Raw genomic sequence first — 19,390 nt, 5'->3', positions numbered from 1 at the left:
GTCGCGCGTTGAGGCGCGGTGGCCCGGCTCCGCCGGCTCGGCTCGAACGGTGCCGGGACTCGGGGCCCCGGCACCGGTTCAGGTGGTTCTGCGGCTGCGCGCCAGATAGCGCTGGGCCACGACGACAACGATAAGGAACCCGCCGCTGACGACCGACTGGTACGAGGAGTTCAGTGAGCCGATCTGGTTGATCAGGTTCTGGATGACGGCCAGCAGCAGTACGCCCCAGAGCGTGCCGCTGACCGATCCGGCGCCGCCGATCAGGAGGGTGCCGCCGATGACCACGGCGGAGATCGCGTCGAGCTCCATGCCCACGCCGACGATGGTGACGCCGGAGGAGAGCCTGGCGGCGCTGAGCGCGCCGGCGAGTCCGGCCAGCAGTCCGCTGAGCGTGTAGACGAGGACCTTCGTGCGGGCGACGGGCAGGCCCATCAGCGTGGCCGCATCACTGCTGCCGCCGACGGCGAAGAGTGTCTGCCCGAACGAGGTGCGCTGCAGGACCAGTCCGCCGATGCCGAACAGCACCAGGGCGATCAGGATCGGATAGCCGAAGCCCCAGACGCTGCCCTGTCCGAGCTCGGCGAAGGCGGAGCCCTTGGGGATCAGGTAGGTGGTGGCGCCCTCGTCGGTGATCGCGAGGAGCAGACCGCGCGCCCCCAGCAAGGTGGCGAGCGTGACGATGAAGGGTGCCATTCCGGCGCGGGCCACGAGGAAGCCGTTGAGCAGTCCGATCGCACCGCACACCACGAGCGGGACGAACAGGGCGGCCAGGAAGCCCCATTGGGAGGCCCAGGCGGCGAGGACCCCGCCCAGGGCGAAGACGGAACCCACGGACAGGTCGATGCCGCCGGTGATGATGACCAGGGTCATACCGAGGGCGACCACGGCGAGGAACGAGGCCTGGATGGTCACGCCGCGGGCGTTGTCGAGCGTGCCGAACGTCGGATAGACGAAGGACGCGACGATGACGACCGTAAGCAGGACCGCGAGCACGCCCTGGCGCTGGAGGAGTTCGGCGATGCGCTGCCCGGGCGCGGGGCGGGGTGCGCCACCGCCGGCCGCTGCGGGGGTCTTGAGCGGTGCCGGGGCCTGGGCAACGGGGGCGGGTGAGGTTTCGTTCATCGGGACCGACGCTCCCGGGCGACGTAGACGGCGGCGATGATGATGGCCGCCTGGGCGATCTGTGCGGTGGAGTCGGGCAGGTCGTGCTTGACGAGGGTGGCGCGCAGCAACTGCATCAGGAGGGCGCCGGCGACCGTGCCGAGGACCCGGATGGAGCCGCCGTTGAGCGGGGTGCCGCCGACGACGACCGCCGTGATGGCGGAGAGTTCCATGAGGGTGCCGAGCGAGGAGGGGTCGCTGGCGGTGAGCCTTGCCGTGGCGAGGATGCCCGCGAGGGCGGCCAGGACGCCGCAGAGCACGTACACGCCGATGAGCACCCGTCGTACGGGAAGTCCGGCGAGGGCGGCCGCGGACCGGTTGCCGCCGATGGCGACGACCTGACGGCCGAAGGTGGTGCGCTGGACCAGGAAGGCGACCGCGACCGCGAGGACGCCGGCGATGAGCACGACCAGCGGGATGCCGAGGAAGGAGCCGGTGCCGAGCGACAGCAGGTCGGGGTTGACGATCTGCTGGAGCTGGCCGTCCGCCATGACCAGGGCGAGGCCCCGCCCGCCGACGAACAGCGCGAGGGTGGCGACGATCGGCTGCAGCCCGACGAGCGAGACCAGTGAGCCGTTGATCGCTCCGACGACGGCGCCGGCCAGCAGCGCCATGACGAGGGCGGGCACCAGCCCGTACCCGAGGTAGAGCGGCAGCAGCGCGGTGGCCAGCGCCATGGTCGACCCGACGGAGAGGTCGACGCCCTCGGTGCCGATGACGAGCGCCATGCCGAGGGCGACGATGACGATGGGGGCGACCTGTACGAGCTGGGTGCGGAGGTTGTCCGCGGTCATGAAGTGCTCGGTGAACAGGGCGTTGAAGAGGAGGACGACCGCGACGGCGAGGTAGACGCCGTACTCCTGGTACCAGGCGGGGTCGCGCAGCCGGGCCAGCGGCCGGGCTGCGGGGGTGGAAAGGGCGGCCTGGGTCATCGGGGGTCCTCCTTGGCGGCCGGGGACTTCCCCGCGGGCGCCGGTGAATGGTCGGCGAGCACTTCGAGCAGATGGCTCTCGGCCACCTCGTCGCCCGACAGTTCGCCCGCGACCGCGCCACCGCGCAGGACGACGATGCGGTCGGCGCCCTCGATGAGTTCCTCGATGTCGGAGGAGATGAGCAGGACGGCGAGACCCTCGCGGGCGAGGTCGTCGATGAGGCTCTGGACCTCGGCCTTGGCGCCGACGTCGATGCCGCGGGTGGGTTCGTCGAGCAGCAGGACCTTGGGCTCCAGGCAGAGCCAGCGGGCCAGCAGGACCTTCTGCTGGTTGCCTCCGGAGAGCTCGCCGACCTTCTGCTCGGGGCTCGCGGCCTTGATCCGCAGCCGCTTCATGAAGATGTCGACGATGCGGTCCTGCTTGGCGCGCGAGACGATGCCGGCGCGGGAGAGGCGGGGCATCGCGGCGAGCACGATGTTCTCGCGGACGGAGAGACCGGGCACGATGCCTTCGGCCTTGCGGTCCTCGGGCAGCAGGCTGATGCCCGCCCGGATGGCGCCGGCGGAGGTGAGGCGGCGCAGGGTGCGGCCCCCGATGTTCAGTTCGCCGGAGTCCAGGGCGAGCGCGCCGGCCAGGGCCTTGGCGGTCTCGCTGCGGCCGGAGCCGAGGAGCCCGCCGAGGCCGAGCACCTCGCCCGCGTACAGCGACAGGGAGATGTCGTGGAGCTGGTGGTCGCGGGAGAGGCCGGTCGCGGTGAGTACGGGGGTGCGTGAGGCGTCGTGGCCCTCGGAGCCGAAGCTGGTGACGCCGTCGCGGCGTACCTCGGCCATGTCGCGGCCGAGCATCATCGAGACGAGCTGCATGCGGTCGAGGTCGGCGAGGTCCCCGGTGTGGATGTGCCGGCCGTCGCGCAGCACGGTGACGCGGTCGCAGATGCGGTAGAGCTCGTCCATGCGGTGGCTGACGTAGAGCACGGCGATGCCGCGGGCGCGCAGGTCCTCGATCACCCGGAAGAGGGTCTCGACCTCGCGCGGCTCCAGCGAGGAGGTGGGCTCGTCCATGATGACGACCTGGGCGTTGACCGACACGGCACGGGCCAGCGCGACCATCTGCTGGGTGCCGATGCCCAGGGTGTGCAGGGGCCTCTTCGGGTCGACACGTACGCCGAAGCCGTCGAGCAGTTCGGTCGTCTCGCGGTGCATCCGGGAGAAGTCGATCAGGCCGAGCCGGTTCTTGGGCTCGCGGCCGAGGAAGATGTTGCGCGCCACGCTCATCAGCGGGACGAGGTTCACCTCCTGGTAGATCGTGGAGATGCCTGCCTGCTGCGCCTCGAACGGCCGGGCGAAGGTGATGCGTTCCCCGGCCAGCCGCAGTTCGCCCTCGTCGGGCCGGTAGACGCCGGTCAGCACCTTGATCAGGGTGGACTTGCCGGCGCCGTTCTCACCGACGAGTGCGTGGGTCTCGCCGGCGCGCAGGGAGAAGGAGACGTCGTCCAGGGCTACGACGCCCGGGAAGCGCTTGCTCACCGAGCGGGCTTCGAGGACGGACGCGGCCGACGCGGAGTCCGGTGACACACCGGCGGCCGGTGCGGGCTTCTCCTTCACGCCGGCGGCCGGCGCGGATGCCTCCTTCACGTCGTCGGCCGGCTGCGGCGGCTGCGGTACTGCTTCGGGTGGTGCCATGGCTGTTCTTGGCCTTCCGCTCTTGCAAGGGTGTGGGCCCGGGGGCCGCCGTGACGGGTGGCGGCGTCACGGCGGCCGGTGGTCCGGCGGGTCCGGTACGGGCCGGGGGCCGCGTACGGATCGGTACGCGGCCGCCCCGGCCGGTCGGCCGCCGCCGGCGCTACGGGCAGGTGGGGCCGGTCGCGGTCAGAACGCGCCGCCGAGCGAGGCCTTGGCGTTGGACTCGTCGTAGGCGCGGTCGGTGATGATGACGTTCTCCGGGATCTCCTCGCCGCCGTAGAACTTCTGGGCGGTCGCGAAGGCCAGCGGGCCGAAGCGCGGGTTCGACTCGATGACGGCGTTGTACTCGCCGTTGACCAGGGCCTGGACGGCGTTGCGGGTGCCGTCCACGGAGACGATCTTGACGTCCTTGCCGGGCTTCTTGCCGGCGGCCTTCAGCGCGGTGACGGCACCGAGGCCCATCTCGTCGTTCTCCGCGTAGACGGCGGTGATGTCGGGCTTGGACTGGATGAGCTGCTCCATGACCTGCTGGCCCTTGTCACGGGCGAACTCGCCGGTCTGCTGGGCGACGATCTCCAGGCCGGGGGCCTCGGCCTTGAGCTGGTCGACGAAGCCCTTGGTGCGGTCGGTGGTGACGTTGTTGCCCGAGGCGCCGAGGAGGATGGCGACCTTGCCCTTGCCACCGGTCGTCTTGATCATCGCGTCCGCGGCGCGCTTGCCCTGCTCGACGAAGTCGGAGCCGAGGAACGCCACGTAGTCCTTGCAGGCGGTGGCGTTGACCTTGCGGTCGATCGTGAGCACCGGGACCTTCTTGGCGGCGGCGGCCTTCAGCGCCGGCTCCAGACCGTCGGAGTTCAGCGGGGCGACGATGAGGAACTGGGCGCCCTGGGACAGCATGTCCTGGATGTCGCTGATCTGCTTGGACAGCTGCGACTGGGCGTTGGTGGTGAGCAGCTTCTTGACGCCGACCTTCTTGGCCTCGTCCTTGATGGACTGGGTCTCGGCGATCCGGAACGGGTTGGCCTCCTTCTCCGACTGGGAGAAGCCGACCACGGCGTTCTTCAGGTCCAGCTTCGGCGCACCGTAGGTCTGCAGCGAGCAGCCCGAACCGGAGGAGGACTCAGGGGTCTTGGCCGCCTGCGCGCCCTGGCTGTTGTCGGTGGTCGCGGTGTCCGAGGTCTCCGACTTGGAGCAGCCGGAGGCGGCCAGCGTGGCGGTGGCGGCGAGGAGGCAGGCCACGGCGAGGGTACGGGTTCGACGCTGGATCATCATGCGCGGGAGCTCCTTGGCGGGATGACGGCACGCCGATGGGCGTGCGGTCGGGCATGGCTGGACGATGCATCGGCTGCCGCTCGGCGGCTGATGCCACTGCATTCCTCACGACCCCGCTACCTGGACGAACTGCGGTCGTGAGAGCTTGTGCGGCCTGTCGGCGGCTCGGTTTACAACGTTATATAGGCGCCGCGGCGCACGCGGCAAGAGCGTTGTCGATGCGTTTCCAAAATGTGTCGGAGTTGCCCGGCACCGGCCGGGGGTTCCCTCCCCACCAGTTGCCGCCGCACCCCTGGACAGCCGCCCGACGCCGTGCTGTCATACCGCCGGTACCCCATTTTCCAACGTTGCAAGCACGTTGCCGCGCCACCCCTCCGGTCGCGACGGCGTGCTGTGCCGTGCGCGCGTCCGGATCCGCCCCGGGCCGGTGGGCGTCATGGCCATCCCGTACGTGTCATGTGCCGTCCCCGCGCCGGAGCCCCGTACGGCCGGCCGAGAGCAGGAGCTCCCGCATGCCCCTGAACCGCAGACAACTCATGGCCGGCGCGCTGGCCACCGTCGCCGCCACCACGGCGGCGTCCGGCCGCTGGGCCACCACGGCGACCGCCGCCGGACACCGGGCGGAACCGGCCCGCGGCGGCCACTACTCCCCCAACGCCGCACCGCTGCGTCCGACCGCTTTCCTCAAGCTCCCGCCCGGCCGGGTCACCGCTCACGGCTGGCTGGCCGGGCAGCTGAAGCTCCAGCTGGACGGGTTGTGCGGCCGCTACGAGGAGTTCTCGCACTTCCTGGACTTCGCCGCCACCGGCTGGGTCCGCCCCGAACTCGGCGGCTGGGAGGAAGTCCCCTACTGGCTGCGCGGATACACCGACCTCGCGATCGTCACGGGCGACACCGAGGCCCTGGCCGCCGTACGCCGCTGGTTCGACGCGATCCTCGCCACGCAGCAGTCCGACGGCTTCTTCGGACCGAGGTCACTGCGCACGTCCCTGAACGGCGGCCCGGACTTCTGGCCCTTCCTGCCGCTGATACAGGCCCTGCGCTCCTGGCAGGAGTACTCCGGTGACACCCGGGTCATCCCCTTCCTCAGCCGGTTCTTCCGGTACATGAACGCGCAGGGGCCCGGGGCCTTCAACACCAGTTGGGTCGCCCTGCGCTGGGGCGACGGCCTGGACAGCGTCTTCTGGCTCTTCAACCGCACCGGCGACACCTTCCTGCTGGATCTCGCCGACAAGATCCACGCGAACGGCGCCGACTGGGGCGACAACCTGGTCAACCTGCACAACGTGAACATCGCGCAGGGCTTCCGCGAGCCGGCCCAGTACGCGCTGCGCAGCGGTTCTGCCGAGGACACCCGGAACACGTACGGGACGTACGGCAAGGCGATGGAGCAGTACGGGCAGTTCCCGGGCGGCGGCTTCGCCGGGGACGAGAACGCGCGGCCCGGGCACGGCGATCCGCGGCAGGGCTTCGAGACGTGCGGAATCGTCGAGTTCATGGCCAGCCATCAGCTGCTCACCCGGATCACCGGCGACCCGCTGTGGGCCGACCGCTGCGAGGAGCTGGCGTTCAACTCGCTGCCCGCCTCGCTCGATCCGTCGGGCAGGGCCGTCCACTACATCACCAGCGCCAACAGCGTCGACCTGGACGACGTCCCGAAGAGCGACCGGCAGTTCCAGAACGGCTTCGCCATGCAGGCGTTCCTGCCCGGCGTCGACCAGTACCGCTGCTGCCCGCACAACTACGGCATGGGCTGGCCCTACTTCGTCGAGGAGCTGTGGCTCGCCACTCCCGACGGCGGTCTCGCCGCCGCGATGTACGCGAGCTGCGAGGTCACCGCGAAGGTGGCGGACGGCACGGAGGTCACGTTCACCGAGGAGACCGGCTACCCGTTCACGGACAGCGTGACGCTGACCCTGAAGGCGCCGAAGCGGATGAGCTTCCCCCTGGTGCTGCGCGTGCCGGCCTGGTGCGACAGCCCGGAGATCAGGGTCAACGGGCGCCCGGTCACCGCGCCGGCCGGACCGGCCTTCACCCGCGTCGACCGCACCTGGGCCGACGGCGACAAGGTGACGCTGCGCTTCCCGCAGAAGACCACGGTCCGCACCTGGGAGCACAACCACGGCGCCGTGAGCGTGGACCGCGGCCCGCTCACGTACTCCTTGCGGATCGGTGAGGAGTACGAGCGCATCGGCGGCAGCGACCAGTTCCCGGAGTACGCGGTGCACGCCACGACCCCGTGGAACTACGGGCTCGTCCTGGACGACCGGAAGCCGTCCGCCTCGCTGCGTCACCACCCTGTCCCGCACGTCAGGGACGCCAACCCGTTCACGCTCGACGGGACCCCGCTGACGATCACCGCGAAGGCCCGCCGGATCCCGGAGTGGACGGCGGACGCCGAGCGTGTCGTCGCCCCGCTCCAGGACGGCCCGGCCGGCACCGCCGAGCCGGTGGAGGAGATCACCCTCGTCCCCATGGGGGCGGCGAGGCTGCGCATCACCTCCTTCCCCACAGCCGATCCGGGCGCGGAGCCCTGGCTCTCGGGCCGCTGGTACCGGATCCGTAACCAGCACTCCGGCAAGGTCCTCGGCGTCGACACCATGTCCACGGCCAACAGCGCGCACGTCGTCCAGTTCGGCGACACCGGCACCGACGACCACGACTGGCAGCTCGTCCCGGAGGGCGACGGCTGGTATCGCGTCCGCAACCGCCACTCCGGAAAGGTCCTCGGCGTGGACAACATGTCCACGGCCGACAGCGCCCACGTCGTCCAGTTCGACGACAACGGAACCGACGACCACCTCTGGCAGCTCGTCCCCGACGGCGACGGCTGGTACCGCGTCCGCAACCGCCACTCCGGAAAGGTCCTCGGCGTGGACAACATGTCCACGGCCGACAGCGCCCACGTCGTGCAGTTCGACGACAACGGAACCGACGACCACCTCTGGCGGCTGGTCTGACTCCCTGACTGTTCCACGCCATCCCGCACCGCTCCCCGCGCCACCCGGCGCGGGGAGTTTCCCCGTACCGGGGCCGAACAGAACGAAGGAGACGACCGATGAGCCGTTTACGTGTGGCAGGCCGAAGGCCGTGGTGGAGACGGGCGATCGCCACGACCGGACTGCTGGCGCTGGTGTCCACCGCGCTGACCGGGATCGGCTCGGCTCCGGCCGGCGCCGCCGCCTGGGCACCCAAGCCCCCTCCCATGACGACACCGTGGACCGACCAGGTCCCGGTCGACAAGCCACTGCCCGAGTACCCCCGCCCCCAGCTGACGCGCCCCGACTGGTCCAACCTGAACGGCCTCTGGGACTTCGCGGTGACCGGCCGGGACGCCGGGCAGCCCGCGTCGTTCCCGGATCAGATCCGGGTGCCCTTCGTCGCGGAGTCGGCGCTCTCGGGCATCCAGCGGAAGATCACCGAGAACGACAAGCTCTGGTACAAGCGCACCTTCACCGTGCCCGCCGACTGGAACGGCCGCCGGGTCGAGCTCAACTTCGGCGCGTCCGACTGGCAGACCACGGTCTGGGTCAACGGCGCCCAGGTCGGTGCCCACAAGGGCGGCTACGACTCGTTCGCGTACGACATCACGCCGCGGCTGGGCGGTGGGACGAACACCGTCGTGGTCTCCGTCTACGACCCGACGCAGACCGGCGGCCAGGCCGTCGGCAAGCAGCGCATCAATGACGTACAGCCCCACAGCGGCGGCGGCATCTTCTACACCGCGGCATCCGGCATCTGGCAGACCGTTTGGCTGGAGCCGGTCGCGGCGGCCCACATCACCCGCCTGGACATGACGCCGAACCTCGGCGACAGCACGCTGCGGGTCAAGGCACAGGCCGCGTCCGCGTCCGGGCGCAGCGCCCGTGTCACCGTCTCCAGCGGCGGCAACGTGGTCGGCACCGCCACCGGGGCCGCGGGGTCCGAAATCTCCGTGCCGGTTCCGAACGCCCGGCTGTGGAGTCCGGACGACCCCTTCCTGTACGACGTGAAGGCGGAGCTGCTCGACGGATCGGCCGTCACCGACACGGTGGGCGGTTACGCCGGCATGCGCTCGATCGCCGTGGCGAAGGTGGACAACGTCCTGCGCCCGGTCCTGAACGGGAAGTTCGTCTTCCAGACGGGCACGCTGGACCAGGGCTACTGGCCCGACGGCATCTACACCGCGCCGACCGACGCGGCCCTCAAGTCGGACCTCCAGGCGCACAAGGACCTCGGCTTCAACATGGTCCGCAAGCACATCAAGGTCGAACCGCAGCGCTGGTTCTACTGGGCGGACAAGCTGGGACTCCTGGTCTGGCAGGACATGCCCGCCATGGACACCGGCAAGAGCCCCGCCACCGCGGCCCGCACCCAATGGGAGGCCGAGTTCCACGCCGTCATCGACCAGCACCGCAGCTCGCCCTCGCTGGTGATGTGGGTGGACCAGAACGAGGGCTGGGGGCAGTACGACCAGGCGAGGATCGCCAATGAGGTGAAGGCGTACGACCCGTCCCGGCTGGTGAACAACATGAGCGGGGTCAACTGCTGCGGGTCGGTGGACGGCGGCAACGGGGACGTGGTCGACAACCACATCTACGTGGGCCCCGGCAACACCGCGCCGACGTCGACCCGCGCGGCCGTGCTCGGCGAGTTCGGCGGCCTCGGCTACAAGGTCCCCGGGCACGAGTGGTTCCCCGGCGGCGGATTCAGTTACGAGGACCAGGCGAGCGTCTCCGCGCTGAACAACCGGTTCGTCGGGCTGCTCGACAGCATCCGCCTCGGCCAGTTGCCCGCAGGGCTCTCCGCCTCCGTGTACACGGAGATCACCGACGTCGAGAACGAGGCCAACGGGCTGCTCACCTACGACCGCCAGGTCATGAAAGTGGACGCGGCCCGGGTGAGAGCGGCCAACCAGGCCCTCATCAACGCCTCGAAGAACCCCGCTCCCCCGGTGACCCTGCCCACCGGCCAGTACAAGTCCCTTCGGGTCACCACTCCCGGGTACACCGACAAGTACCTGCGCCACCAGGACGCGCTCGCCTTCACCGCGGTCGTCGACGGCGCGAGCGGCGCGCTGCTGAAGAACGACGCCACCTGGAAGATCGTCACCGGGCTCGCCAACAGCACCTGCTACTCGCTGGAGTCCCGCAACTATCCCGGCGAGTACCTGCGGCACCAGAACTTCCGCGTGCGGCGGGACGCCAATGACGGCTCGGCCCTGTTCAGGGCCGACGCCACGTGGTGCACCGTCGCCGGTACGGGAGGGGTACGGCTGTCCAGCGCCAATCTGCCGGGCAGCTATCTGCGCCACATCGACTCGGAGGTCTGGCTGGCCACGCCGGGCGGCGGGCACGCCTGGGACAACCCGGCCACGTTCACCGAGGACACCACCTGGGCGGTGGAGGCGCCCTGGGCGCCGTGAGCTGAGACTCCGCCCTGACGGGCCACGGCCCGGACACGACGCGGTCGCGTCGTGTCCGGGCCGTCGGTCGTCTACCGCGTCCCGGCAGCCGGGGCGACGTACGTGTGCAACAGTGCCGTCCGGCCGTCGGCCGTCGTCCAGTCACCGGGGCGGCTGCCGGCATGGCGCCACCCGGCCCGTTCGTAGAGCGCCACGGCGGCTCTGCCGCCGTCCTCCACCTCCAGGACGGCGCGCAGCCCCTCGGCTGCCGCGGCCCTCGTCACGGTCGCGAGCAGGGCACGCGCGACACCGCGCCGTCGAGCCGATGCCGTCGCGTACAGCCGCGCCACCGAAGCCAGTTCCGCCGGCGCACGTCCCACGTCCGCCGCCAGGACGTCGTCCGTACGGGTCAGTGCCACATGGCCCAGGACGCGCTGGTCCTCCACCGCCACCCAGGCGTCGAGCATGCCGTCGGGCGTCAGCCAGCCACCCGGGTCGGCCGGCCACTCGGCCGGGTAGCGGTCGGCCCGGTGCACGGTGGCCAGCGCCTCGACGCACGCCTTCAGGTCGTCGTCGCGACGGTGACGGATCAGCGGCTCTCCCATGCCGCGATCCTCACACAGCCCCCGGGCTCCGGGCCCGCGGGGGCGCATGCCGCTGCCCGCTGCCGCAGAGCGGCAGCAGGCAGCGGTCCAGTGGTGCAGTGGTGCAGTGCTTCGCCGGGAAGCTCTCGGTTACGGCTGCCCGGTCTCGTGCAGAGCGCTCACCTCGTCGGCCGTCAGCGCCTTGTCGTACACCGCGACCTGGTCGACGGAACCGTTCCAGAAGTCGGTGTTGCCGCCCGACCACTTGGCACGGCCCACGGACAGCGGGCCGGTGCTGACATCGGCGGTCCCGGCTGCCGCGGTCGCGGCGAGCTTCCCGTCGACGTACAGCTTGATCTCGTCACCGCTGCGCACGCCGACCACGTGGTACCACCGGCCGAGTTCGGGCGTCATCTCCAGCCGGGCACGGTGTGCGCCCGGGGTGGAGAAGGCGAACGCGCCCTGACCGTACTGGAGGTAGAACGGGTTCTCCTGACGCCGGCCGTCCTGGCTGACGACGGTCGCGTAGTTACCGGGAAGCGCGTCCAGCGACGCCCAGGCCGACACGGTGTAGTCACCGGTGGTGTCGACGACCGGACCGTCGGTCTGCGCGTACTGGCCCTCGCCGTTGAACTTCAGCGCCGAGCCCCGCGCTCCGGGTGTCCAGGACGTTCCCTCGGAGAGGGTGAGGTCCTTGTGGTTCGGACCGCTGTCGGCGGCCCTGGTGCCCGTGTTCTCGTCGAGGGACCAGGCGCCGCCGCCCTTGATCTCGTCCCGCTCACCGGCGGCCGCGCCGGCGGCGATGACCTCCTGGTTGATCTTCCGCACCTGGGCGGCGTCGACCTTGATCTCGCGGCGGTCGTACGTCCAGAGCCCGTTGAGCTCGTTCTCCAGGTCGGTCACCTGGGTGTAGATGGAGCCGGAGAGTTCGGCGCCCGCCGCCTCCAGGTAGTGCGTGCGCGTGTTCTCGACGTACTTGGCGGTCAGGGCGTCCTTGTCGGCGACACCGCTGTAGATCGCGGTGGGCGCGCCCGGCCACATGTGTCCGGGCATCCGCAGGGTGAAGCCGCCGTGCTCGCCGTCCATCGCCGCGCGGTTGGCGTCCGGGAAGGCCGGGTCGGTGTTGTTGTAGTCGTGGTGGTCGATGATGTCGCCCTTGCCCGAATCACCCTTGGAGTTACAGCAGTTGACACCGCTGTGGGCGTTGACGACGCGGGAGGGGTCGGCGGCCTGGACCTGTTCGGTGATCTTGCCGGTCTCGGTGCGGTCCCATTCGCCCCAGCCCTCGTTGAAGACGATCCAGGCACCGATCGACGGGTAGTTGTGCAACTGCTTCATCATCTCGGCCCCCTGGTCGAGGAAGGCCTTGTGGCCCTTCTCGCCGGTGAGGTTGCCGGAGACGAAGTCCTGCCACACCAGCAGACCCAGCTGGTCGGCGTGGTAGTACCAGCGGGCGGGCTCGACCTTGATGTGCTTGCGGACGGAGTTGAAGCCCAGGTCCTTCTGCGCCTTCAGGTCGAAGACGAGGGCGGAGTCGCTGGGCGCCGTGTTCAGGCCGTCGGGGTAGAAGCCCTGGTCGAGCTGGGCGAGGGAGAAGAACGGCTTCCCGTTGAGGACGAGCTTCTGGTAGCCGCCGACCTCGGCGACGCCGAAGGAGCGCATGCCGAAGTAGCTGTCGACGCTGTCCTTGGAGCGGCCGTCCTTGAGGGTGACCTCGAGGTCGTAGAGGTACGGGTCGTCGGGCGTCCACAGGTGCTGCTTCGCAACGGGCAGGCTCAGCTCACGGTTGGCCGGGCCGGTGACCCGGCCGACGACCTTGCCCTTCTTGTCCCGGGCGACGGCGGTGATCCGCGCGGACTTCGAGGCGTCCTCGGAGTTGACCGTCAGGGCGAGCCGGCCCTTGTCGATGTCCGGGGTGGTCGTCAGGGAGTCGACGGCGGCCGGTGCGACGGGCTCCATCCAGACGGTCTGCCAGATGCCGGAGGAGGCGGTGTAGAAGATGCCGCCGGGGTTGGCGGACTGCTTGCCCGTCGGCTGGTCGGGGCCGGTGGTGTCGGTGACCGCGACCACGATCTCCTGCGGGCCGCTGCCCTTGACCGCGTCGGTGATGTCGGCGCTGAAGGCGGTGTAGCCGCCGGTGTGCTCGGCGACCTGCTTGCCGTTGACCCAGACCGTCGCCCGGTAGTCGACGGCGCCGAAGTTGAGCTTCAACCGGTTGCTCTTGCCCTTGCCGTGCTTGTCACCCTTCACGGCCCAGTTCTTCGGAACGGTGACGAGCTTGCGGTAGAACATGTGGTCTTCGTGGCGCTCAAGGCCCGAGAGCTGCGACTCGACGGGGTACGGCACGGTGATGCGCTCACCGAGCTTCTTCCCGAAGACGGGCTGCTCGCCGGCGGCGGCCCCGGCGAACTCCCAGGGGCCGTTGAGGTTCTTCCAGTCGTCGCGCACCTGCTGGGGCCGGGGGTACTCGGGCAGCGGGTGGTCGCGGTCGACCTTGTCGCCCCAGGTGGTGGTGAGCCGGTGCGTGGACAGGTTGCGGGCGCTGCGGCTGATCTGCGGGACGGTCTCGCCGCCCGCCCGCAGACCGGATTCGCCGTCGTACGCGAACCTGACCTGCTGGCCCTTCAGGACGGGCCCGGTGAGGGTGACGGCGAGTGCCTTGGGGTTGCCGGGCACCGGGGCGACGGACTTCACCGGGATCGGTGAGGTGTCGGCCTCGATCGTGAGGTGGTCCTTCAGCGCCGCGTAGTCGCTGACCTTGTCGTCGAAGGTCGCCTGGAGCCGCAGCCCGTCGTCCGCGACGCTCAGGCCGACCGGGTAGACCTCGAAGTCGGCCGGCGGGGTGAAGGCGGACTCGGGCACGAGCTGCCGCGCGAGGGTCGCGCTGGACCAGCGCAGGAACATGTTCGCGCCGCCGATGTCCTGGAACATCTCCAGCTTGAACGTGTGCGGCACGCCGGCCTTGAGCGCGATCGGCCTGCTGGTCTGCTCGTTGTCCCAGTCCGGCTCCCAGTGGTCGATCACCGCCTGACCGTCGATGAAGAGCCGGAAGCCGTTGTCGCCGCTCGCGGCGAAGGTGTAGTCGCCGTCCTCGGGAGCCGTGATGTTGCCGGTCCAGCGCGCCGTGGTGTTCTCGGTGCGACCGGTGGCGGACTCGAACGCGCCGGTGAGGCCGGGGAAGTTGATCTGCGGGTCCAGGGCGACCGCGCCGAGCTTGTCGAAGTCCCGCGCGCCGGGCGCGGACATGCTGAAGTACTCGCCCTTCAGCCCGTGGACGGCGGTGGCCGGATCGCCGGCCGTGAACGTGGTCGCGGAGGCTGCGGCCGGGGTCGCGGCGGCGGCCGGGACCAGGGAGGCACCGACGGGTATCAGAAGGGCGGTGGCGCAGGCCACCGTTCTGATCACGGCACGGGAGCGGGGGATTTGTCGTCTCAAGGCGTCGTCCTGTCGAGAGAGCTCAGGTGCCTGGAAGCTGTGAGGCACGGCACATAATCCAACATTGAGCCACAGCATCAAACGCAAAACAACAGTCGTGCACAGGGAATTTTCAACGATATAAATCAGGCCGGGACGAGCAGGGCGCACCTGTGCCGGATCCCCGCGAACGGGACGCGGGGATCCGGCACGAGGCAGGAGCGCCTACTGCGGCAGCCCCGAAGGGGCGGTGGCCCAGGAGGTGTTGGCCTCCTGGGAAAGCCGGAAGACCAGCTTTCCGCCCCTTTCCAGCAGGCTCGCGTCCGTCCACGACCGGTCGTGGACGCGCCCGTCCACCGTCACCGCGTCGACGTAGGCGTGGGTGGCATCGGCGGCCGGCGCGGTGATCGTGATGTCCCGGCCGTGCGGCCGGCCGATCACCGCCTTCGGGAACAGCGGGGCACCCAGGAGCAGTTCACCACCGCCCGGCGTCTGCGGGTACAGACCCAGCGCGGAGAATACGTACCAGGCCGACATGGTGCCCAGGTCGTCGTTGCCGGGCAGACCGCGCGGGCCCGTCCCGTAGACCGTGTCCAGGATCTCGCGCACCGTCTCCTGGGTCTTCCACGGCTGCCCGAGGGCGTTGTAGAGCCAAGGGGCGTGGATTCCGGGCTCGTTCGTCGGGTCGTAGCGCACGGAGTCGCCGCCCTTCACCGACCAGGAGCCGTCGGCCTTGTGGAAGAAGCCGTCCAGGCGCTGCGCCGCCACGTCCCGGCCGCCCATCGCCTCGGCGAGCCCCTGGACGTCCTGCGGGACCATCCAGGTGTACGTGGCGCTGGTGCCCTGCGCGAAGCCGCGGTCGCTGCCCGGGCTGAACGGCGTGACCCAGGAGCCGTCGAGGTCGCGCGCCTGGATGTAGCCGTTGGTGCCCGCCCCGTCCGTGGCCCCGGGGTTGTACACGTTGCGCCACCAGCCGCCGCGCTCCTTGAACGCCGCGGCCTCCTCGTCGCGCCCGAGCAGTTCGGCCCAGCGGCCGAGCGCGGCGTCGGCGACCGCGTCCTCAAGCGTCTCGGCGGCGCCGCCCCAGCAGTGGCAGACATCCTGGGGCGCGTAGTGCGACTCCAGGTACTGGGCCAGGTTGGGCCGCTGGCCGGTGCACTGTCCCGGGCAGCCGGCGTCCGAGAGCCCGTCGTCCACGGGGACGGTCGCCTGGCGCGCCAGCGACTCGTAAGCGCCTTCGTAGTCGAAGTTCCGCACCCCCATGGCGTAGAACGTGGCGAGGGTGGCCGCACTGGGGTCACCGGTCATGACGTGGGTGGCGCCGTTGATGTGCACCCAGCGGTCCCACACGCCGCCGTTCTGCCGGGCGAAGTTGTACAGCGACTGGGCGAAGTCCCCGGCGATCCGCGGTTTGAGGAGGGCGAGCAGCTGTATCTGGGCGCGGTACTGGTCCCAGCCGGAGAAGTTGCTGTACTGCGCCCCCTGTCCGCGCTCGATCCGGTGCGAGCGCCCGTCCATCCCGGGGTAGCGTCCGTCGGTGTCGCTGATCAGGTTCGGCTGCATCAGGGAGTGGTAGAGCGCCGTGTAGAAGGTGGTCCGCTGCTCCTCGGTCCCGCCGCCCGTGCGTACGGAGTTCAGCTCGCGGTCCCAGGCCCGGCTCGCGGCGGCGGCGACGTCACCGACGCCCGCGTGCGGGGCGATCTCCTTCCTCAGGTTGGTCTCGGCGCCGGCCTGGCTGACGTAGGAGATGCCGATCCGCATGTGGACGTCGTTGTCTGCCGAGGTGTCGAAGCCGACCCAGCCGCCCGATCCGCGGCCCGCCCGGTCCGCGCCCGTGGCGTAGCCCTCGCCGCCGCTGCCCTCGGTCGAGCCGGGGGCGAGCGTGCCGTCCTTCCAGGTGCCGGTGGAGGAGAAGGCGCGGTCGAAGGAGGCACTGAAGTAGAGGCGGTAGTAGCTCTTGCGGTTGTTGGTGCCGCCGTTGGCGCGCCGGCCGCAGAAGGCGCCGGTGAGCACCGAACCCGTCACCTTGCGGTGCGCGGTGTCGATCTTCACCTGGGCTTCCTCACTGCCGTTGAGCGAGTTGGAGACGCGGAAGAGCAGGTTGGCGGGCTTCCCCGCCGGGAAGGCGAAGTCGGCCACGCCGGCACGGCGGCTCACCGCGAGGTCGGCGGTGGCTCCGGAGTCGAGGCCGAGGGTGTAGCGGCCGGGGACGGCTCGCTCGTCGTCGTGCGAGAAGTCCGCCGCGTAGACGGCGTCCTTGGTGTCGGCGGACGGCGACGAGGTGACGTCCCCGACGAACGGCATGATCGGGATGTCCCCGGCCGCGCCGGGGTTGCATCCGGCGCCGTTGACATGGGTGAGGCTCAGTCCGCGCAGCCGGGTGGCGTCGTACTCGTAACCGTTCGCGGCGCCGGTGCTCGTCTGGTCGCCCCGGGTGCTCGTCGGCGACCAGGCGATCATCCCGTACGGGAGGGTGGCACCGGGAAAGGTGTTGCCGCCGTTGGCGCTGCCGATCAGCGGGTCCACGTAGGCGGTGGGGCGGGTGACGGGCGCGGCGGCCTCTGCGGCGGGGGGCAGGACGGCGGCGGCCAGGGTGCCGGTGATGACCACGGCCGCTGTTCGCGCGGCGAGTCGCCGGATCGCGGTCAGCTGTCTGGGGGGCATGTCGCGGTACCTTCCGGGGAGGCTGGACAACGTTGTCAGCAGCCGGGGTACGGCTGTGCGCAACGTTGATCGATTCCCGGCCGAGCGTAGGTCCCCGCGGCGCGGGAGGGAATGCCCCAGCCGTCATCCCGGGTGAATGCGCGGTGAACGGATGCCGCGATCCGGACGGTACGTACGCAACCGCCCTCCTCGCGGGCGCCGGGACGTGCGAGGAGGGCGCAGGAGCGCTTCGGGCGTGCGGTCAGATCGCGTACTCGTACTGCTCGGGGGCGTGCACCCGGCCACTCAGCTCGCGGGCCGCGTACCGCGCCCACGACGGGTTGCGCAGCAGCTCGCGCCCGAGGAGCACGGCGTCCGCACTCCCTTCGGCAAGGATCTTCTCGGCGTGCTGCGGGTCGGTGATCAGGCCGACGGCGGCGACCGGCAGCGAGGTCTCCCGCTTCACACGCTCGGCGAAGGGGACCTGGTATCCGGGTCCGGTCGTGATGCGGGCGCGGGGCGCGTTTCCGCCGGTGGAGACGTCGAGCAGGTCGACGCCGTGGGCCCGCAGCTCCTCGGCCAGCCGTACCGTCTCGTCGGCGGTCCAGCCCTCACGCTCGTCCTCGGCGTTCTCGGTGAGCCAGTCCGTGGCGGAGATCCGGAAGAAGACCGGCAGGTCCTCGGGCCACACCTCCCGGACGGCGTCGACGACCTGGAGGGCGAAGCGGACGCGGTTCTCGTAGCTGCCACCGTACGCGTCGGTGCGGTGGTTGCTGTGCGGCGACAGGAACTGCCCGACCAGATAGCCGTGCGCGCCGTGCACCTCGGCGACCTGGAAGCCCGCCTCGACGGCTCGGCGCGCGGCCTCGCGGAAGTCGGCTACGACGCCCTGGATCTCATCGACGGTCAGCTCATGCGGCACGGGGTAGCCGGTGTCGAACGGCAGCGGGCTGGGAGCGACCGGCGTCCAGCCGTGGGCGTCGGGGCCGACCGGGCCGCCACCGGTCCAGGGTGCGGCCGTGGAGGCCTTGCGGCCGGCGTGGGCCAGCTGGATCCCGATGGCCGAACCCTGCGCCTTCACGAAGTCCGTGATCCGGCGGAACGCCGCGACCTGGGTGTCGTTCCAGATGCCGAGGTCGGCCGGGCTGATGCGTCCCTCGGGGCTGACGGCCGTCGCCTCGGTGAGGATCAGACCGGTGCCGCCGGTGGCCCGGGCGGCGAGGTGGGCGAAGTGCCAGTCGGTGGGAACACCCGTTTCGGGCCCTTCCACTGCGGCGCAGTACTGGCACATGGGTGCCATCCATGCCCGGTTGGGCACGACAAGCGACCTCAGGGTGTAGGGCTCGAAAAGGGCACTCACGACGGACTCCGTTTCGCCGGGTACGGAAGGATCGCTAGTACGATACATCCCGTACTACGACGTCCGTCAAATTACGACGCCTCTCGTACAAGAGGACGTCCCCGTACAGAGGCGGAACGGAGAACCGCTCGATCAGGTCAGCGGGTACGACGTACGGCCGGACGCCTCGTCGATCTCGTCGTGCGCCTTGGTCAGCAGTTTCATCGCGAGTTCGTTGAGTGCGCGGGCCCCCGCGATCTCCTCGCCCACCCGGGGCTGCCCGGAGTCGGAGGGGTGGCGGCTGGCGTAACCGTGGGCGCGGACCTCGCTCCCGTCCGAGAGCCGCACCAGGGCGGCCGCGCGCGTGCGATCGGTGTCTTCCTCGAATTCCAGCTCGATGTGCCATCCGACAGCCTTCTGTGTCATGGCGCTCACCTCCAAGGCCTCCTCTCCAGAGTGCGCCCCGCCCCGCGGCCACGCACGACAGGGCGGACGCGGAGAACGAGAGCTTGCGCGGTGACCGGCGCCTCAGTGGCCGGGGCGCCGGCCGCGGCGGCGCAGCGTGATGCGGGCGTCGGCGTCGTACAGCTGGTTCCAGCTCCGCCCGGCGCTCGACTTCCAGGCGATGTGGGCGGTGGCCCCGTCGATCCGGACGGAGTCCACCGTCATGGTGCGGTCGCCGTCGCGTACGTCCCCGCGGCGCAGTTCGTCCGCCCTGACGGTGACCGGGTCCACCGGCCGCGCGCTCTCGGCCTCGTCCGCCGCGAGGCCGAGAGCGGTGGCCAGTTCCCGGGCCCGGGCCGGGGTGCAGAGGAACGAGAGCTCTCCCGGCGGTGCCGTGACGCTGATCGACACCCCCGCCCCAACGGGGGTGATCTCCAGGTCACCGGCGGGCGCGCCGGTGTTCTCGTGCTCGCTCGTCATCGTTCTGCTCTCCCTGCGTCCGCCCGGCGCGTCACGCGCCGGGCGGGACATGACCC

General features: G+C 70.6%; 12 protein-coding genes. 2 read left to right on the top strand and 10 right to left on the bottom strand.

The window, feature by feature from the left end; all coding sequences use genetic code 11:
- Nucleotides 1–78: 78 nt before the first annotated feature.
- The 4 genes from ACFYPA_RS35405 to ACFYPA_RS35390 all read right to left on the bottom strand — a co-directional run bounded on the left by ACFYPA_RS35405 (nt 79) and on the right by ACFYPA_RS35390 (nt 5,047).
- The gene (locus ACFYPA_RS35405; RefSeq protein ID WP_359320191.1) at nt 79–1,122 is read right to left on the bottom strand and encodes an ABC transporter permease; all 1,044 of its coding nucleotides are present in this window, start codon (nt 1,120–1,122) and stop codon (nt 79–81) included.
- Nucleotides 1,119–2,093 carry an ABC transporter permease gene (locus ACFYPA_RS35400; RefSeq protein WP_359086253.1) on the bottom strand — a complete coding sequence of 325 codons (975 nt, stop codon included), beginning with the start codon at nt 2,091–2,093 and terminating at the stop codon, nt 1,119–1,121. Before ACFYPA_RS35400 ends, ACFYPA_RS35405 begins: the two co-directional genes overlap by 4 nt.
- On the bottom strand, nt 2,090–3,775 hold the full coding sequence (locus ACFYPA_RS35395; RefSeq protein ID WP_359354958.1) for a sugar ABC transporter ATP-binding protein: 1,686 nt from the start codon (nt 3,773–3,775) through the stop codon (nt 2,090–2,092). Before ACFYPA_RS35395 ends, ACFYPA_RS35400 begins: the two co-directional genes overlap by 4 nt.
- A 186-nt stretch (nt 3,776–3,961) precedes the next feature.
- On the bottom strand, nt 3,962–5,047 hold the full coding sequence (locus tag ACFYPA_RS35390) for an ABC transporter substrate-binding protein (protein ID WP_359320188.1): 1,086 nt from the start codon (nt 5,045–5,047) through the stop codon (nt 3,962–3,964).
- A 512-nt stretch (nt 5,048–5,559) separates the two neighbouring features.
- Here ACFYPA_RS35390 and ACFYPA_RS35385 point away from each other — a divergent pair.
- Together ACFYPA_RS35385 and ACFYPA_RS35380 are read left to right on the top strand one after the other, a co-directional pair.
- Nucleotides 5,560–8,007 carry an RICIN domain-containing protein gene (locus ACFYPA_RS35385; RefSeq protein ID WP_389136700.1) on the top strand — a complete coding sequence of 816 codons (2,448 nt, stop codon included), beginning with the start codon at nt 5,560–5,562 and terminating at the stop codon, nt 8,005–8,007.
- 173 nt (nt 8,008–8,180) lie between these two features.
- Nucleotides 8,181–10,451, top strand: coding sequence for an AbfB domain-containing protein (locus ACFYPA_RS35380; protein ID WP_389136729.1), 2,271 nt, complete (start codon nt 8,181–8,183; stop codon nt 10,449–10,451).
- A 71-nt stretch (nt 10,452–10,522) separates the two neighbouring features.
- On the opposite strand, the gene ACFYPA_RS35375 is transcribed toward ACFYPA_RS35380, so the two are convergent.
- The 6 genes from ACFYPA_RS35375 to ACFYPA_RS35350 all read right to left on the bottom strand — a co-directional run bounded on the left by ACFYPA_RS35375 (nt 10,523) and on the right by ACFYPA_RS35350 (nt 19,334).
- A complete protein-coding gene (locus ACFYPA_RS35375) occupies nt 10,523–11,035 on the bottom strand; it encodes a GNAT family N-acetyltransferase (protein WP_359320180.1) in 513 nt (170 codons plus the stop codon).
- Between the two features lie 129 nt (nt 11,036–11,164).
- On the bottom strand, nt 11,165–14,449 hold the full coding sequence (locus tag ACFYPA_RS35370) for a LamG-like jellyroll fold domain-containing protein (RefSeq protein ID WP_389136697.1): 3,285 nt from the start codon (nt 14,447–14,449) through the stop codon (nt 11,165–11,167).
- A gap of 204 nt (nt 14,450–14,653) precedes the next feature.
- A complete protein-coding gene (locus ACFYPA_RS35365; protein WP_389136695.1) occupies nt 14,654–17,092 on the bottom strand; it encodes a GH92 family glycosyl hydrolase in 2,439 nt (812 codons plus the stop codon).
- A 241-nt stretch (nt 17,093–17,333) separates the two neighbouring features.
- A complete protein-coding gene (locus ACFYPA_RS35360) occupies nt 17,334–18,431 on the bottom strand; it encodes an NADH:flavin oxidoreductase/NADH oxidase (RefSeq protein WP_359086266.1) in 1,098 nt (365 codons plus the stop codon).
- 132 nt (nt 18,432–18,563) lie between these two features.
- Nucleotides 18,564–18,836, bottom strand: a complete 273-nt coding sequence (locus ACFYPA_RS35355) for a DUF1876 domain-containing protein (protein ID WP_389136693.1) — start codon at nt 18,834–18,836, stop codon at nt 18,564–18,566.
- Between the two features lie 102 nt (nt 18,837–18,938).
- Complete coding sequence (locus ACFYPA_RS35350; protein ID WP_359086268.1) at nt 18,939–19,334, bottom strand: hypothetical protein; 396 nt, start codon at nt 19,332–19,334, stop codon at nt 18,939–18,941.
- Nucleotides 19,335–19,390: the final 56 nt, after the last annotated feature.

The organism is Streptomyces sp. NPDC005775, from assembly GCF_042871565.1.
In the GTDB taxonomy this organism is placed as follows: domain Bacteria; phylum Actinomycetota; class Actinomycetes; order Streptomycetales; family Streptomycetaceae; genus Streptomyces.
This window is presented reverse-complemented; position numbering and strand designations above follow the sequence as displayed.

Excerpts from the sequence above, each read along its gene's own strand:
- ACFYPA_RS35405 (WP_359320191.1), bottom strand. The coding sequence starts at position 1,122 with ATGAACGAAACCTCACCCGCCCCCGTTGCCCAGGCCCCGGCACCGCTC.
- ACFYPA_RS35400 (WP_359086253.1), bottom strand. The coding sequence starts at position 2,093 with ATGACCCAGGCCGCCCTTTCCACCCCCGCAGCCCGGCCGCTGGCCCGG.
- ACFYPA_RS35395 (WP_359354958.1), bottom strand. The coding sequence starts at position 3,775 with ATGGCACCACCCGAAGCAGTACCGCAGCCGCCGCAGCCGGCCGACGAC.
- ACFYPA_RS35390 (WP_359320188.1), bottom strand. The coding sequence starts at position 5,047 with ATGATGATCCAGCGTCGAACCCGTACCCTCGCCGTGGCCTGCCTCCTC.
- ACFYPA_RS35385 (WP_389136700.1), top strand. The coding sequence starts at position 5,560 with ATGCCCCTGAACCGCAGACAACTCATGGCCGGCGCGCTGGCCACCGTC.
- ACFYPA_RS35375 (WP_359320180.1), bottom strand. The coding sequence starts at position 11,035 with ATGGGAGAGCCGCTGATCCGTCACCGTCGCGACGACGACCTGAAGGCG.
- ACFYPA_RS35365 (WP_389136695.1), bottom strand. The coding sequence starts at position 17,092 with ATGCCCCCCAGACAGCTGACCGCGATCCGGCGACTCGCCGCGCGAACA.
- ACFYPA_RS35355 (WP_389136693.1), bottom strand. The coding sequence starts at position 18,836 with ATGACACAGAAGGCTGTCGGATGGCACATCGAGCTGGAATTCGAGGAA.
- ACFYPA_RS35350 (WP_359086268.1), bottom strand. The coding sequence starts at position 19,334 with ATGACGAGCGAGCACGAGAACACCGGCGCGCCCGCCGGTGACCTGGAG.